This window comes from Ruegeria sp. F5, assembly GCF_056533845.1.
Genome location: NZ_JBQFOU010000002.1, coordinates 143,899 through 158,263, shown reverse-complemented (window position 1 = coordinate 158,263; position 14,365 = coordinate 143,899). Strand labels below are relative to the sequence as shown.

Sequence of the window (14,365 nt, the reverse complement as noted above, 5' to 3'; positions counted from 1 at the left end):
CTCCGGCGGGGATATTTTCAGACAGGTGAAGCATCAGCGGGCGCTTGCCATGCGGTGGGCGAGTTTCAGGGCCTCGATCAGGCTGGTCGGGTTGGCGATGCCCTGACCGGCGATGTCGAGCGCGGTGCCGTGGTCGGGCGAGGTGCGGATGAACGGCAGGCCCAGTGTCACGTTCACGCCCCGGTCGAAATCCAGCGTTTTGATCGGGATCAGGGCCTGATCGTGATACATGGCGATGGCCGCATCATAGCGGGCGCGGGCGGCGGCGTGGAACATGGTATCTGCAGGGTGCGGGCCGCTGACGGTGTAGCCGTCGGGCTGCAGATCGGCCAGCAGCGGGGCGATCCAGTCCAGTTCCTCGGTCCCCATCTTGCCGCCTTCGCCCGCGTGTGGGTTCAGCCCGGCGACCGCGATGCGCGGATGCGCGATGCCGAACTGGCGGCGCAGGCCGGCAGCGGTAATCGCGATGGTGTCCAGCAGCAAGTCAGGCGTCAGTTTGCTTGTCACGTCTGACAGGGGGATGTGAATCGTGGCCGGGACAACGCGCAATTGCGCGCTCGCCAGCATCATCACTACCCGTTTGCGCCCCGCGAGGGCGGCCAGAAACTCGGTATGTCCGGGGTAGGAGAACCCGGCCCCGTCGATCAGGGCTTTCTTGTGGATCGGGGCCGTGCACAGGGCCGAGGCGGCACCGGATTGCACCAGCGCGACGCCTGTTTCGATGGCTTCGATCACCGAAGGTGCGTTTTCCGTGGCAGGTTGGCCCGGGATATTCGGTGCGGGAAAGTCACGGTGCAGAACGGGCAGAGCCGCGGCGCAGGCTGCTATGGCCTGTGTGGGATCAGTGATCTGTCGCGTTGGCGTGCTCGCAGGCAGATGAGACCCGTCGCCGATATAGAAAAACGGGCAGGTGCCACGCAGGCTGTCCCACGCTTTTGCCGCGATCTCGGGGCCGATACCGGCGGGATCACCGCAGCTCAGCGCGATGGGGGCTGTCATTGTTCGATGATGGTGGCGTCGGCCCGCAATTGTTCCAGCAGGCTTTCGGAAAACGCCTGCAGACGCTGCTGGGTCAGGGCATTGGCCACATCCTCGCGCGAGGTTTCTTCGCCCAGATCGCGGGTCCGGTTGCACAGCATCAGGAACATCAGCGTCTGCCCGTTGTTGCGGGTCAGGGCGGTCGAAACCTCATTCCGGTCCAGCTTGGCCAGTTCAAGCGCCACATCGCGGGGGATTTCGGATGGGCTGGCGGTGATCCGTTCCAGCACGTTGGCGGGCTGTTCCTTGGCGATACCGTAAAGGTCATCGCAGGTGTCGATCTCTTCCCTCAGCCGCGCGGCCGAGGCGAGCCCGTCGGCGCTGCGCCCGCCGGGCAGGTAGTAGATGGCGTAGTCAATCTCGGCAAAACGCGGCGCGCCGGTCGATACTTCGCGCAGGCCGCGCAACTGGAACAGCGCCACGGCATTGGGCAGGCTCAGCGGATCGGTAACCTCGCCGTTCTTGAGCCCCAGGATCACCGGCTGCAACGCGGGCGGCAGGTTCGAGATGTTCAGCCAGTCCAGCCGGCCACCATCGTTTCGGGTTGCGGCGGCTGAATATTGCGTGGCCGCTGAGGCAAAAGCGTCGAACCCTTCCAGTTGCGAGATTTCCTCGGCCAGAAGCTCGGTCTGAGCCACCGTTTGCGGGTTTACCGGTATGATGATTTCGGACAGCAGGACCTGCAGGCCGCCGCCTCCGGTCTGCCCAAGTGCGCGGTTGATTTCGTCCTGCGTCGGTCGGGCCTGCGACAGAAAACGGGCGCTGATATAGTCGCGCCACGAAAGTTGGTCGGCCACGAAATCGCGGACCGTTTCCGGATCGACGCCCTGATCGGCCAGCAGTTGCAGGAACTGTTCGGTCGAAAGCTGGCCCCGTGCGGCAAATTCGTCGATGCCGCCCTGCACATCCTCGGCTGCGGCCTGAATACCGGCGTCGCGCAAGGCCTGTTTGCGCAGGCGGTCATCGATCAGGGCCTGACGCACCTCGGCCTCGGTCCCGCCGGGGATGCCCAAGGCATTCAGGAACTGCTGACGCTGTTCCAGTTCGTACCATGTAACGATGTCCTGATTGACCCGGATTGCCGGTGAAAACAGGCTTTGCGCTGTCACCTGAGACGCGGCGACTGCGACCAGCGCAGTGGCCAGAACCGGCGCGACCATTTTGCGCCGACGGGAACGAAGAAACCTGAAGATACCTGATATCAACTGCATGTTCTCTTGTATGTCTTACCACCGCCTTCAAGGGCGTATCCTGTCAGCGACAGGGTAAAGCCGAATTCTGTCGAAGGCTCAATAGTCGATGTTGAAGTAAAGCGCCGACTTACGGACATGTTAACCTGAACGCATTCGTTCTGATAGGTCACATCCAGCCCCAGACGGATGGGTTCGGACTCGCTCAGATCATAGCGCGCCAGCCCTCCGGTCCGCCAGTTCTGGTCCACCTGATAGCTTCCCAACAGCAGCAGTTCGGAAATCTCTTCGTTCAGGTTTTCGGCAGGGTCGGGCTCCTGCCAGATATAGCTGCCGGCCAGTCTCGCGCCTTCCTGCTGCCAGCCGCCGCGCAGTTCCGCCTTGGCAAAACTCAAATCGCCGTTCAGCAGACCGCGGCCCGCCAGCGACCAGCCATTCGCGGTCTTGATCTGCCCCGCCAGCAGCACGTCGGACGAGGTGCCCTGCAAGCCCGAGGTCAGGTTGAAATCCGGGTCCGCATCCGCCCGAAAGACCTGACCGACTGTCGCCAGCGCCTGCCAGCCGCCCGCAGCATACCGGGCCCAGTTCACGCCAAGGACGGCGGTGGCACCATCTTCGCGCTGATCCTCGGCCGGGAAGCGCGACAGGGACAGCAGGTTGCCCTGATCAAACTCCTGAAAGGTGCTTTCGTCGTTGGGAACATCCGTGTTCGAGACATGGGTCCACCCGACCTGCGCGATGGGCTCCAGAAACTGTGTCGCCCCGGACTTTTCGCGCCGGGTCATCGGATAGCGCAGGGTCAGCGCCGCGCGCGGGGTCGACCGTGTGACCTGATCCGGGAACTGGCTGTCGTTGCGAATATCGAACGTATCGACCGAGGCCCCGAACTGCGCATCCGCACGCAGACCGGACGCAAAGGTCCAGCTGCGCAGCCACTCTGCGTCAAAGGTCGCCCGCGCAATGTCCCGGCCGATGATATCGGCATCGCTGGTGCGTTCATGGGCATGGCCGATAAAGGCAAGGCGCACTTCGCCGCCTACCGCATTGGGAAAGAACCGTTTTTCGTAGTTCAGGTCGAAGACGCGGGACGGGATTTCGTCCTGATCCTCGCTGTCGCGCAGGGTCTCGTAGTGGATGAAGCTGGTTTTGAACGCGGTGTCCCGTTTGATCCTCTCCAGCGCGATTTCGCTGCGCAGACGGTCGAAATCCGGCAGGCCGTAATCTGCAAGATAGGCGTCGTCCGAGGTTGTGCGCAGGTTGAAGGACAGGCGGTAATCGTTCTTCAGGTTGAAGGACCCGTTCGCGAACAGATACCCGCGATCCTGATCGGGTTGGATGTCGTCGCGGGTAAAGGCCCCCTCGATCTGAATCCGTCCGTTCACAAAGGCCTGACGGTAGCGGTAGCCGAGGGTCTTGGTTTTCGCCGACACGTAGGGGGTCAGCGTCAGGTCCCGGTGATCGCCGATCTTGAAGAAATAGGGAACCTGAACCCCGGTTCCCAGCTGCGAGGTGCTGCGGATCGACGGAACCAGAAACCCGGTCGCCCGGTCCAGCGTTGGGTCCGGCAGGCGCAGATACGGGAAGTAGAACACCGGAAGGTCCAGAACCCGAAGCTGCGCTCCTTCAAAGTAAAGCTGGCGCTCCAACTGGTCATGCGTGACCTTGCGCGCCCTGATCTGCCAGATTGGCGGCCGTCCGTTCTCGCACACATGGCAGGATGTGGCCGAGACCTTGCTGAACTGCGTATACCGCCCCGCAGCCCGTTTCGCCTGAACCGAGGCAATCTGAACCTGCTGGTCGAACACCATCCGCGCGCCAATCAGCAGCCCGTTCTGAATACCGCTGTCCAACTCGCCCGAATCCGCCAGCAGGGTGGATTGCCCGCCCTGATCGATCCGGATGGGGCCTTCGAGAACAAGCTCTCCGGTCTCCTGATCGTAGATCACGCGTTGGGCGGACAGCTTGGTGTCGCCCTGAAAGGCCTCGACATTGCCTTCGGCCACCAGCTTGCGGTCGTTGGTGATGAAAACGCGGTCAGCGACCAACAGGGCGGGCTGATCCTGTTCCTGCTGAGCCTCGGCCGGGGCCGTCTGGGCGGCAAGGCCAGCGGGGACGGACAAGGCCATCGCGCTTGTCAGCAGCAGGGGAAGGACGTGCTGCATCAGCCATCCTCCGCATGCAGAAGCAGGCCGAGTGAGAGCAGAATTGCGGCAAAGGGCGGGGCCCAGGCTGCGACGTAGATGGGCAATTGTCCGTTTTCCCCAAGGATTTGCGCAAAGTTGCGCACGAAATAGATGGCGAAGCCCAGCAGCACCGCCGTCAGCACCGCGATGCCGGTGCCGCCAAAGCGCACATGCCGCATGGTGAAGGCGGCCCCGATCAGGACCATCGAAACCAGAAAGATCGGGCGGGCAAGCTGAACCTGCAGCCAGACCTCGTACTGCTTGGTGGAAAATCCGGCTTCGCGCAGGTCTTTGATCAGTTGCGGCAGATCGTAAACCGAAACCGAGTTCTTCTTGCCCAGCGTGTCCAGAATGCGGTCGCGCGTCAGCGATGTCGGCAGGTCAAGGCGCTCGTGCTGCGCCGAGTTGAACTCGGGGTTCTGACCAGCCTCCAGGTTCCAGACCTTGGCATTGGTCAGCACCCATTTGCCATCGTCCAACTCGGCCCGGTCGGCGATGATCTGCTGCGTCGGTTTGCCGTCACGGGCGAAGGTGATGATGGTCACGTCGTCCAGCCCCAGCGTGTCCCCATTCGAGGTTCCACGCGCATGGATCACCGCCTGACCGTTTTCGGCGCTTTGCCGCAGCCAAAGCCCTTCGCTGCTGATCGACAGGGCGGAACTGCCGTTGTTGCGATAGGAATCCGACAGGCGTTGGAACTCTTCGGACGTGGCGGCGGCGATAGGGTTCAGCAGCGCCACGGCCAGCGCGCCGATGGTCAGGGCCAGCAGAACCGGCGCGACCAGCGCGCGGATGCCCGACCGCCCGATGGCGCGCGTGACCACAAGTTCGGAACTGCGCGCCAGACCGACAAACAGCGCGATGGTGGCCAGGATCACCAGCAGGGGCAGCATCTCGCTGATTGCGGCGGGGGTGTTCAGCAGGCTCAGTTGCAGCAATTGCCCGAAGGACAGATCGACATCATCGAACCGGCGGACCTGTTCGATCAGGTCGATCAGAATCATCAGGGTCAGGAAAATGCCGCCGATGACGAAGAAGCTTTGCAGAAATCGGCGGGCGAAGTAGCGGTCAAGGATCACGGGAACGCCCCCGTCGGGCATGGAAAACGGGTGTGCAGGCCAGAATCGTCCCCGCATCTGAATATGCGCGACGGCGTGTGCCTGCCGTTTCGTGCCACGTCTTTCTCCCCCGGACCTGCCAGTTATTTTTTCGCGACCTTAATGCAAATGCGGGCCGGGGAAAACTGCTATCTGGTCAAGCCGCGCGGTGCGGGCTAGGTCTTGGGGAACAGAATTTGAGGAGTTTGCAATGAGCAGTCTGATATCGATCCGTTTTCAGGCCTTTGACGTTGACGCGATGGCGCAGGCAGCCGGGCGCGTGGCGGTCATCATACCGTCCGAGGGCAAGATGGGCCCTGCCGCCCGCCGCGCCAATCGTCTGACCAAGGGGGCCGTTGCCCGGCTGGTCGAAAGCGAGAAATTCGGCAAGGCCAAGACCGGCGACGTGATCTCGCTGGCGTGGCCTGCGGGGATGGAGGCTGAAACGCTCGACATTCTGGTCCTGCCGCGCCGCCCGGAACCGGCCGAGGCGCGCAAGGCCGGGGCCGCGCTGGCCAAGCTGGCGGGTGGCAAGGACATGCTTGTGATGGCGGGCAATCAGATCCGGGCCGAGGATCTGGCGATGGGGATCGCTCTGCGCAGCTATGACTTCGATGAGCACAAGACCAAGGACAGTGAAGAACCCGGAACGGTCACGATCAGCCACTCGAAACATACCGAGGCCGAAGCCGCCTTTGCCCCGCTTTACGCCGTGGCCGACGGTGTGCGCATGACCCGCGACCTGACTAACGAACCTGCGAATGTGCTGACCACCACCGAATTCGCCGACCGTCTGGACGAGATGAAATCGTTGGGGCTTGAGGTTGAGGTTCTGGAAGAAGACAAACTGGCCGATCTGGGCATGCGGACGCTGCTGAGCGTCGGGCAGGGTTCGGACAGCCCGTCGAAAGTGGTCGTCATGCAGTGGAAGGGCGGTGACAAGGATGATGCGCCGCTTGCGTTGGTCGGGAAGGGCGTGGTGTTCGACACAGGTGGCATCTCGTTGAAACCGGCGGGCGGCATGGAGGACATGACGATGGACATGGGCGGCGCAGGCGTTGTCGCGGGCACCATGCGCGCGCTGGCCAAACGCAAGGCCAAGGCCAATGTCGTGGGTCTGGTTGGGCTGGTGGAAAACATGCCCTCGGGCAACGCCACCCGTCCCGGCGATGTGGTGAAATCGATGAAGGGCGACACGGTCGAGATCATCAACACCGATGCCGAGGGCCGCTTGGTGCTGTGCGACGTGATGTGGTATGCGCAGGACCGGTTCGAGCCGGTCGGTATGATCGATCTGGCCACCCTGACCGGCGCGATCATCATTGGTCTGGGTCATGAAAATGCCGGTGTATTCTCGAACAACGATACGTTCTGCGATGCCTTCCTGAAATCGGCCAAGGCCGAGGATGAAGGCGCGTGGCGGATGCCGTTGGGCGAGGCCTATGACAAGCAACTCAAGTCGCGCATTGCAGACATGAAGAATGTGGGCGGACGGCCAGCGGGCTCGATCACGGCGGCGCAGTTTCTGCAGCGGTTCGTGAAAGAGGAAACGCCGTGGATTCACCTTGATATCGCGGGCGTGGCCTCGGTGTCTGCCGAGACTTCCTATGCGCCCAAGGGGGCCACAGGCTGGGGCGTGCGCGCGCTGAGCCGGTTCGTGCAGGACAATTTCGAGTAATCGGATGGGGGCCGTCTATTTCTACCACCTGACCCGCCAGCCGCTGGAGCACACCTTGCCCGTGCTGCTGGACAAGGCCCGGCAGGCCGGGTGGAAGATCGCCGTGCGGGGCACGGATCCGGCGCGGATGGACTGGCTGGACGAAAAGCTGTGGCTAGGGCCCGAGGACGGGTTCCTGCCGCATGGCCGCGCTGGCGGCCCGCATGATGCGGCGCAGCCGATCCTTTTGACCACGGACGCCGATGCTGCCAACGCACCCGCCTGTGTGATGGCCGTCGACGGCGCGCCGGTCGAGCCGGACGAAGTGGCGGCGCTGGAACGGGTCTGTATTCTTTTTGACGGCAATGACAGTGAGGCCGTGCGACAGGCGCGCGGGCAGTGGAAAGCGCTGACCGACGCGGGCTGTTCGGCGCAATACTGGTCCGAGGAATCGGGCCGGTGGGAGAAAAAAGCCGAGGCCTAGGGAACGGCCGGGGCGGATCAATTCAGGAGATTTCAGGATGAAAATGAAGCCGCTGGGCCGTACCGGTATCGACGTGACAGACCTGTGCCTGGGCACTATGACCTTCGGGTCTCAGACATCCGAGGATGACGCGCATCGCCAGATGGATATGGCGCTGGACGCTGGCGTGAACTTCGTCGACGCTGCCGAGATGTACCCGGTGAACCCGGTCGCCAAGGAAACCATCGGGCGCACCGAAGAGATACTGGGAAACTGGAACGCGGCCAACCCGTCGCGCCGGGGCGATTATGTTCTGGCCACCAAACATTCCGGCGCCGGGTTGAGCCATGTCCGCGAGGGTGCGCCGATAACCGCGCAGACAATCCCCGGCGCGATTGAAGGCTCGTTGCGGCGATTGCAGACGGGCTACATCGACCTCTATCAGTTTCACTGGCCCAATCGCGGCAGCTATATGTTCCGTCAGAACTGGAACTATTCCCCGACCGGGCACAACACGAACGAAGTGCTGGACAACATGCAGGATTGCCTTGCGGCGCTGCAGGTGGAGGTGGATAAGGGCAATATCCGCGCATTCGGCCTGTCGAACGAAAGCGCCTGGGGCACCGCGCAATGGCTGCGTCTGGCCGAGCAGATGGGCGCGCCGAGGGTGGCCTCGGTTCAGAACGAGTATTCGATGCTGTGCCGGCATTTCGATACGGATATGGCTGAACTCAGCATGCACGAGGATGTGGGTCTGATGGCCTTTTCGCCGCTTGGGGCGGGGTTTCTGACCGGGAAATATCAGGGCGGGGCGGTGCCCGACGCCTCGCGCATGTCGCTGAACCCTGATATGGGCGGGCGCAAGTCCGAGCGGGTTTTTGATGCGGTTGCAGCCTATCTTGAGATCGCCGCACGGCACGGGATGGACCCTGTGCACATGGCGCTGTCATGGTGCCGGACGCGGCCTTTCATGATGTCGGCGATCTTCGGCGCAACCTCGGTAGCGCAGTTGGAGCATATTTTGGCGGGGCGCGATCTGGAATTGTCGTCAGACGTGCTGGCTGAGATCGGACAAGCCCACCGGGCGAATCCGATGCCATACTGAGGCAAGGGGGCTCTGCCCCCGTCGCGCTAAGCGCGCCGCCCCCGGGATATTTTGGGACAGATGAAGAGGGATCCGGTCAGTGATGGGTGGGCTGCGTGCGCTCTTGCCTGAGGTCGCGGGCGGATTGGCCGTGGGCGGTGCGGAAGGCGCGGGCGAAGCTGGATTGTGAGGCAAAGCCGGTGGCCAGTGCGACATCCATCAGGGGCAGGTCCGTGTCAGTGACCAGACGGCGGGCCTCGGCCAGTCTGAGTTGCAGGTAATGGTCCTGCGGCGTGGTGTTCAGGCGCAGGCGGAACTGTTGCTGCAGGGTGCGGGGGCTGGTGCCCAGCGTGTCGGCGATGTCGGCGAGTGTCAGCGGCTCGTCGAGTGAGGATTCCATCAGCGCGTTTGCCTTGGCGGTTAGGGCCGTATGGCGATGCGGTGCACCCGTGCGGCTTTGCGGTTTCGAAGGCTCGGACGGGCCGTCATAGAGAAACAGGCCCGAGACGCGGGCGGCGAAGCCCGCGCCGTGGCGCGCCGCGATGATCTGCAGCATCATGTCGACCGCCGGGATGGCGCCGCCCGAGGTCATACGGTTGCCCGAGATCGTGAACCGGTCGGGGCGTACGTCGATATTGGGGAAGCGCGCGGCGAAGTTTTCCAGATCCTCCCAATGGGTGGTGGCGGCGTGGCCGTCCAGCAGGCCCGCCTCGGCCAGCAGCCAGGGGCCGCCGTCAATCCCCGCCATCGCGGCCCCGGTGCCCGCGATCCGCCGCAGCCCGGCAAGCAGGCTGGGGGTGGCGTGACGGGCCAGTTGAAACCCGGCGACCACGATCATCAGGTCGCAGGTCTGCAGGCGGGCCAGCGGGATACCGGGAACGCTGAGGGCGCTGGTCAGCATCGCGGGCTCTGCCGTGGCGGTCACGTAGTCCCAGTCAAAGGCGGGGCGGTCTGCCAGACGGTTGGCCGCCCGCATCGGATCAACGGCCGAGGCGAAGCAGAGCGTGTTGCATTCATCCAGCACCAGCACCGCCGTTTTCAGGGCGCGATGTTCGGGTTGCAGTATGTTTTTTGCGGATTTCATCAAGTCTGATTCGCATTCTGGCAAGTGTTTCCCCAAGGCTGCGCCAGACTCGGGCGCGAACGCAAATCGATAACCGGGGAGAAGTCTGGGGAAAACCCGACGCACAAGCCGGTATAAGTTGGGGAAAACGCCATGCCTCTGGAAATGAACCGCGAAGTCTTTATAACCTGCGCCATCACCGGCTCGGGCGGGACACAGGATCGCAGCCCGCATGTGCCGCGCTCGCCCGCGCAGATTGCCGACAGCGCGATTGCCGCCGCCAAGGCAGGGGCGGCGGTGGTGCATTGCCATGTGCGGGATCCCGAGACCGGCGCGCCGAGCCGCCGGTTGGATCTGTACCGTGATGTGACGGACCGGATACGGGACGCCGACGTGGATGTGGTTTTGAACCTGACGGCGGGGATGGGCGGCGACATCGTGTTTGGCGGCGTCGAGACCCCGTTCCCGGTGAACGAGGCCGCAACCGACCTTATCGGGGCGTCTGAGCGGGTTGCACATATCGCGGAATGCCTGCCCGAGATTTGCACCCTGGATTGCGGTACGATGAATTTCGCCGAGGCGGATTACGTCATGACCAACACCCCCGGTGCCTTGCGGGCGATGGGCAAGATGATGACCGATATGGGTGTAAAGCCCGAGATTGAGGCGTTTGACACCGGGCATCTGTGGTTTGCCAAACAATTGGTGAAGGAAGGGATTCTGGAGCCAGATGCGCTGGTACAGCTATGCATGGGGGTGCCGTGGGGCGCGCCGGATGATCTGAATACCTTCATGGCGATGGTGAACAACGTGCCGCAGGACTGGACGTTCAGTGCGTTTTCCCTTGGTCGGCACCAGATGGCTTATGTGGCGGCGGCGGTGCTGGCAGGCGGCAATGTGCGCGTCGGGCTGGAGGACAACCTGTGGCTGGACAAGGGTGTGCTGGCCGAGAACTGGCAGCTGGTCGAACGCGCCGGGACGATCATCGAGAATATGGGCGCGCGGGTGATCGGCCCGCAGGAGGTGCGCGAGAAGCTGGGGCTTGTGAAGCGGGATCCGGCGGCGAAGTGAGATGGTACGGAGAATTGGGGGCCAGCCCCCAAACCCCCGGAGTATTTTTGAAAAGATGAAGTTTGGGGCGTGATGCGATGAAGACAGCGGCGATCATCGGGGGTGGCGTGATCGGTGGTGGGTGGGCCGCTCGGTTCCTGCTCAATGGTTGGGATGTGCGGGTGTTCGATCCGGACCCCGAGGCCGAGCGGAAGATTGGTGAGGTTTTGGACAACGCGCGACGGTCTTTGCCGGGGTTGAGCGATATGCCGTTGCCAGCCGAAGGGTCGGTGAGTTTTCATCGCGAGATGGCCGAGGCCGTTCAGGGCGCGGTCTGGATACAGGAAAGTGTGCCAGAGCGGCTGGACCTGAAGCTGAAGGTTTACAAAGCGTTGCAGGAGGCTTGCGATCCGGGCGCGATCATCGGATCCTCGACCAGTGGCTTCAAACCCTCGGAACTGCAGGAGGGCGCGCTGCGGCCTGAACAGATCGTGGTGACGCATCCGTTCAATCCGGTTTACCTGTTGCCGCTGGTCGAGCTTGTACCGACCGGGAAGAACGCGCCCGAGATGATTGAGCGGGCCAAGGACCTGCTGAGTTCTGTGGGCTTTTTCCCCTTGCACATCAAAAAGGAAATCGACGCCCATATCGCCGACCGGTTCCTTGAAGCCGTCTGGCGCGAGGCGTTGTGGCTGGTCAAGGACGGTATTGCCACAACCGAAGAGGTTGATGAGGCGATCCGCATGGGTTTTGGCATTCGCTGGGCGCAGATGGGCCTGTTCGAGACCTACCGCGTGGCCGGGGGCGAGGCCGGGATGCGGCATTTCATGGCGCAGTTCGGGCCCGCGCTGAAATGGCCCTGGACCAAGCTGATGGATGTGCCCGAGTTTACAGACGAACTGGTCGATATGATTGCCGATCAGTCGGATGCGCAGTCGGGGATGCACTCGATCCGGGAATTGGAGCGTATCCGGGACAACAACCTTGTCGGCATGATGCGCGCGCTCAAGGCACAGGACTGGGGCGCGGGCGCGGTACTGAACCGCCATGACGCGCAGCGCAAACCCGATGCGCTGCCCGATCTGGACCAGGCCGATCTGAGCCAGCCGATCCTGACCCTGTCGCGCGCGGTGCCGCTGGATTGGACCGACTATAACGGCCACATGAACGAATCGCGGTTTCAGGAGGCCTTCGCCGCCGCCACCGACCGGTTCATGGAACTCATCGGTTGCGATTCCGATTATGTCGCCTCGGGCGGCAGTTATTTCACCGCGGCGACCCATGTGCGCTACCTGGATGAGGTCCATGCGGGCGACCGGATTGCAGTGCGGACACAGTTGCTTTTGGGCGAGGGAAAAAAGCTACATCTTTTCCATTGGATGTATCAAGGTGAGGCGATTCTTGCGACAGGAGAGAGTTTTTTGCTGCACACCGATCTTGAAACCAGGCGCCCCTGTGCGCCGTCCCCGGATATCGAATCCGCCATGGCACGGGTTGCGCGCGCGCAGTCCGGATTGCCCTATCCGGAAGGAGCGGGTGATGCGATCCGCAAACCGTCATGAGCGGGCGCGTTCTGATCACTGCGGGCGCGTCCGGCGTGGGCCGCGCCATGGCCGAGGCTTTTGACGCGGCGGGTGCGCAGGTCTGGGTGACCGATGTGGATGCGGCGGCCCTGTCGGAGTGCCCCGATCATTGGCAGCGATCCCAGGTGGATGCCGCTGACGATGCCGCTGTCGCAGCCCTGTTTGCCGAGATCAAGGCACAATGGGGTGGGCTGGATACGCTCTGCGCCAATGCCGGGATTGCCGGGCCGACCGCCTTGGTCGAGGACGTATCGCTGGAGGATTGGCGGCGCTGTCTGTCGGTCAATCTTGAAGGCACGTTTTTGTGCGCAAAACATGTCGCGCCGATCATGAAGCGGCAGGGCAGCGGTGCGATCGTGGTGACTTCTTCGACCGCGGGCCAGCACGGCTATCCAAACCGCGCGCCCTATTCCGCGTCGAAATGGGGGGTGATCGGGCTGGCCAAGACCCTGGCGATGGAGCTTGGCCCCTTCGGGATTCGCTGCAACACGATCTGCCCCGGTGCCGTTGAAGGCCCCCGGATCAATGCTGTGATTCAGCGCGAAGCCGATGCCCGAGGCGTGAGTTTTGACGAAATCTATCAGGGCTATGCGTCAGGCACATCCATGCGCCGCTTTGTCGAGGCGCGGGACATTGCCGATATGGCAGTGTTCCTGGCATCGGACGCGGCACGGCTGGTGTCGGGGCAGGTCATTGCCGTCGACGGTCACCTGGTCAATCCCGGCTCTTAAGGGCTGGCTCAACCCTGATTTGGGCCTCTGATCTGGCGGATCGTGCTGCGCACGGCCTGCCAGTTCTTTGCCTCTTCGGTATTCCCGGCGTCCTCGCATTCGCGCATTTTCTGGGCGGCTTCCGCCTCGGCCCGGTCACCGTGGGCGGAATACAGGGCACGTGCGTATTGAGCGGTTTGTAGTGCGTCCATTCCAGTCATCCTCCGTGTCAGATCGGAATGTCTGATGGTTGTACAGCCCGACTATACAACAGGTGCGGCCAATTCATACCCCAAGTGTCATGATGAGACTTGCGTGATTTCCGCCCGCAACCGTTTCAGGTGATCCGGAAAATGGCGGGCGGTCATGTCGGCCTCGCGGATCAGGGTGTCGAAATGGCGGGTGAACACCTCGATCCTGTCGCGATCCCGGAAGGCCATATAGTGGCTTCCGGCGTAAAACACGCAGAGCAGCGGCCCAAAGATCGTCACCGGCGCGGAATAGAGCCGCTTGGCATCGAACAGATAGATGCGCAACCGGGGGTAGAGCTGTGCGCAGATGTCCAGCAGGTGGTCGATCTGTTCCAGACGAACCTGCAGCGGCAGGCCGTCATAATACCCGACCCCATGCGCGAAGCTGTAGACCTCGAACAGGGGCATGGCGATTTCATAATCCGATTGGGCGCTACGCATCCATGTCAGCCGGTCTGCTGAAGCCCCGATCGCCTGATCTGCGGTCCGGCCCAGATGCGGGGCATATTCCCATTCCAGAACGGCGCGGGTTTTCAGCATGTCGGGCAGCGTCGCCGGCACGTAACGGATTTTGTACCCCGCTGCCTGCTGGTGCCATTCAAAGATGCGTTCGTCGACCAATGCGCGAGGGGCCTCGGCCATGGTCAGGGAACCGGCCAACAGTTCGGCGGCACTTTCGGGACGGTCCGACAGGCTAAGCAGCCAGTCTGCCGAAACCCCAAGCGACGATGCGCAACTGCCCACCACATGAGCGTTTGGCAGGCGCGCACCTTCATCCGTCAGCAATTGCGAAACGGTCGAACGGTCGACGCCAATGTTGCGGGCAAGGGCGCTTTGGCTGACGTGGCGCTCCTCCATCGCGCGGGCAAGGCGTAGACGAAACTGAGCAGCGCGGTCGCGTTTGTCGATTTTGTCATCCATGTGGTGATAAATATCATGAACGGTGAGTTTTGTTAATCATATTCAGAATGTGCAGCAGCCGGGCCCGCATGTAAC

Annotated in this window: 13 protein-coding genes; 6 read left to right on the top strand and 7 right to left on the bottom strand. The window is 62.7% G+C overall.

Translation table 11 applies throughout. The annotated features are described in order from the left end of the window. Window positions 1–33: 33 nt before the first annotated feature. From pdxA to lptG, 4 genes are read right to left on the bottom strand one after another with little or no spacing between them, the layout of a single operon-like run. Window positions 34–999, bottom strand: coding sequence for a 4-hydroxythreonine-4-phosphate dehydrogenase PdxA (gene pdxA, locus ACR0K1_RS03115; RefSeq protein ID WP_480614558.1), 966 nt, complete (start codon window positions 997–999; stop codon window positions 34–36). Beyond that, entirely contained in the window at window positions 996–2,249 is a 1,254-nt protein-coding gene (locus ACR0K1_RS03110; protein WP_480848724.1) for a peptidylprolyl isomerase, read from the bottom strand. The genes pdxA and ACR0K1_RS03110 overlap by 4 nt, the downstream gene beginning before the upstream one ends. Continuing rightward, a complete protein-coding gene (locus tag ACR0K1_RS03105; RefSeq protein ID WP_480614564.1) occupies window positions 2,240–4,390 on the bottom strand; it encodes an LPS-assembly protein LptD in 2,151 nt (716 codons plus the stop codon). The genes ACR0K1_RS03110 and ACR0K1_RS03105 overlap by 10 nt, the downstream gene beginning before the upstream one ends. After that, window positions 4,390–5,490 (bottom strand): LPS export ABC transporter permease LptG, encoded by a 1,101-nt coding sequence (gene lptG / locus ACR0K1_RS03100; RefSeq protein ID WP_480614958.1) that lies wholly within the window; start codon window positions 5,488–5,490, stop codon window positions 4,390–4,392. Before lptG ends, ACR0K1_RS03105 begins: the two co-directional genes overlap by 1 nt. A gap of 229 nt (window positions 5,491–5,719) precedes the next feature. On the opposite strand from lptG, the gene ACR0K1_RS03095 reads away from it, so the two are divergent. The 3 genes from ACR0K1_RS03095 to ACR0K1_RS03085 are packed head-to-tail and all read left to right on the top strand — an operon-like array spanning window position 5,720 to window position 8,733. Further along, on the top strand, window positions 5,720–7,186 hold the full coding sequence (locus ACR0K1_RS03095) for a leucyl aminopeptidase (RefSeq protein WP_480848722.1): 1,467 nt from the start codon (window positions 5,720–5,722) through the stop codon (window positions 7,184–7,186). A gap of 4 nt (window positions 7,187–7,190) precedes the next feature. Continuing rightward, complete coding sequence (locus tag ACR0K1_RS03090; RefSeq protein ID WP_480614571.1) at window positions 7,191–7,649, top strand: DNA polymerase III subunit chi; 459 nt, start codon at window positions 7,191–7,193, stop codon at window positions 7,647–7,649. Window positions 7,650–7,686: 37 nt separating this feature from the next. Beyond that, a complete protein-coding gene (locus ACR0K1_RS03085; RefSeq protein ID WP_480848719.1) occupies window positions 7,687–8,733 on the top strand; it encodes an aldo/keto reductase in 1,047 nt (348 codons plus the stop codon). Window positions 8,734–8,809: 76 nt separating this feature from the next. Here the strand turns inward: ACR0K1_RS03085 and ACR0K1_RS03080 are convergent, their stop codons facing one another. After that, window positions 8,810–9,796: a GlxA family transcriptional regulator gene (locus ACR0K1_RS03080; RefSeq protein WP_480848717.1), complete on the bottom strand. Its 987-nt coding sequence runs from the start codon at window positions 9,794–9,796 to the stop codon at window positions 8,810–8,812. A 132-nt stretch (window positions 9,797–9,928) separates the two neighbouring features. Here ACR0K1_RS03080 and bcoG point away from each other — a divergent pair, with 132 nt between their 5' ends. The 3 genes from bcoG to ACR0K1_RS03065 all read left to right on the top strand — a co-directional run bounded on the left by bcoG (window position 9,929) and on the right by ACR0K1_RS03065 (window position 13,139). Then, window positions 9,929–10,846, top strand: coding sequence for a 3-dehydrocarnitine:acetyl-CoA trimethylamine transferase BcoG (gene bcoG / locus ACR0K1_RS03075; RefSeq protein WP_480614579.1), 918 nt, complete (start codon window positions 9,929–9,931; stop codon window positions 10,844–10,846). A gap of 77 nt (window positions 10,847–10,923) precedes the next feature. After that, window positions 10,924–12,387, top strand: a complete 1,464-nt coding sequence (locus ACR0K1_RS03070) for a carnitine 3-dehydrogenase (RefSeq protein WP_480614581.1) — start codon at window positions 10,924–10,926, stop codon at window positions 12,385–12,387. After that, window positions 12,384–13,139: an SDR family oxidoreductase gene (locus tag ACR0K1_RS03065; RefSeq protein WP_480848714.1), complete on the top strand. Its 756-nt coding sequence runs from the start codon at window positions 12,384–12,386 to the stop codon at window positions 13,137–13,139. Before ACR0K1_RS03070 ends, ACR0K1_RS03065 begins: the two co-directional genes overlap by 4 nt. A gap of 8 nt (window positions 13,140–13,147) precedes the next feature. On the opposite strand, the gene ACR0K1_RS03060 is transcribed toward ACR0K1_RS03065, so the two are convergent. Then, a complete protein-coding gene (locus tag ACR0K1_RS03060; protein ID WP_480614587.1) occupies window positions 13,148–13,330 on the bottom strand; it encodes a hypothetical protein in 183 nt (60 codons plus the stop codon). 87 nt (window positions 13,331–13,417) lie between these two features. After that, complete coding sequence (locus tag ACR0K1_RS03055) at window positions 13,418–14,290, bottom strand: helix-turn-helix domain-containing protein (RefSeq protein WP_480614590.1); 873 nt, start codon at window positions 14,288–14,290, stop codon at window positions 13,418–13,420. Window positions 14,291–14,365: the final 75 nt, after the last annotated feature.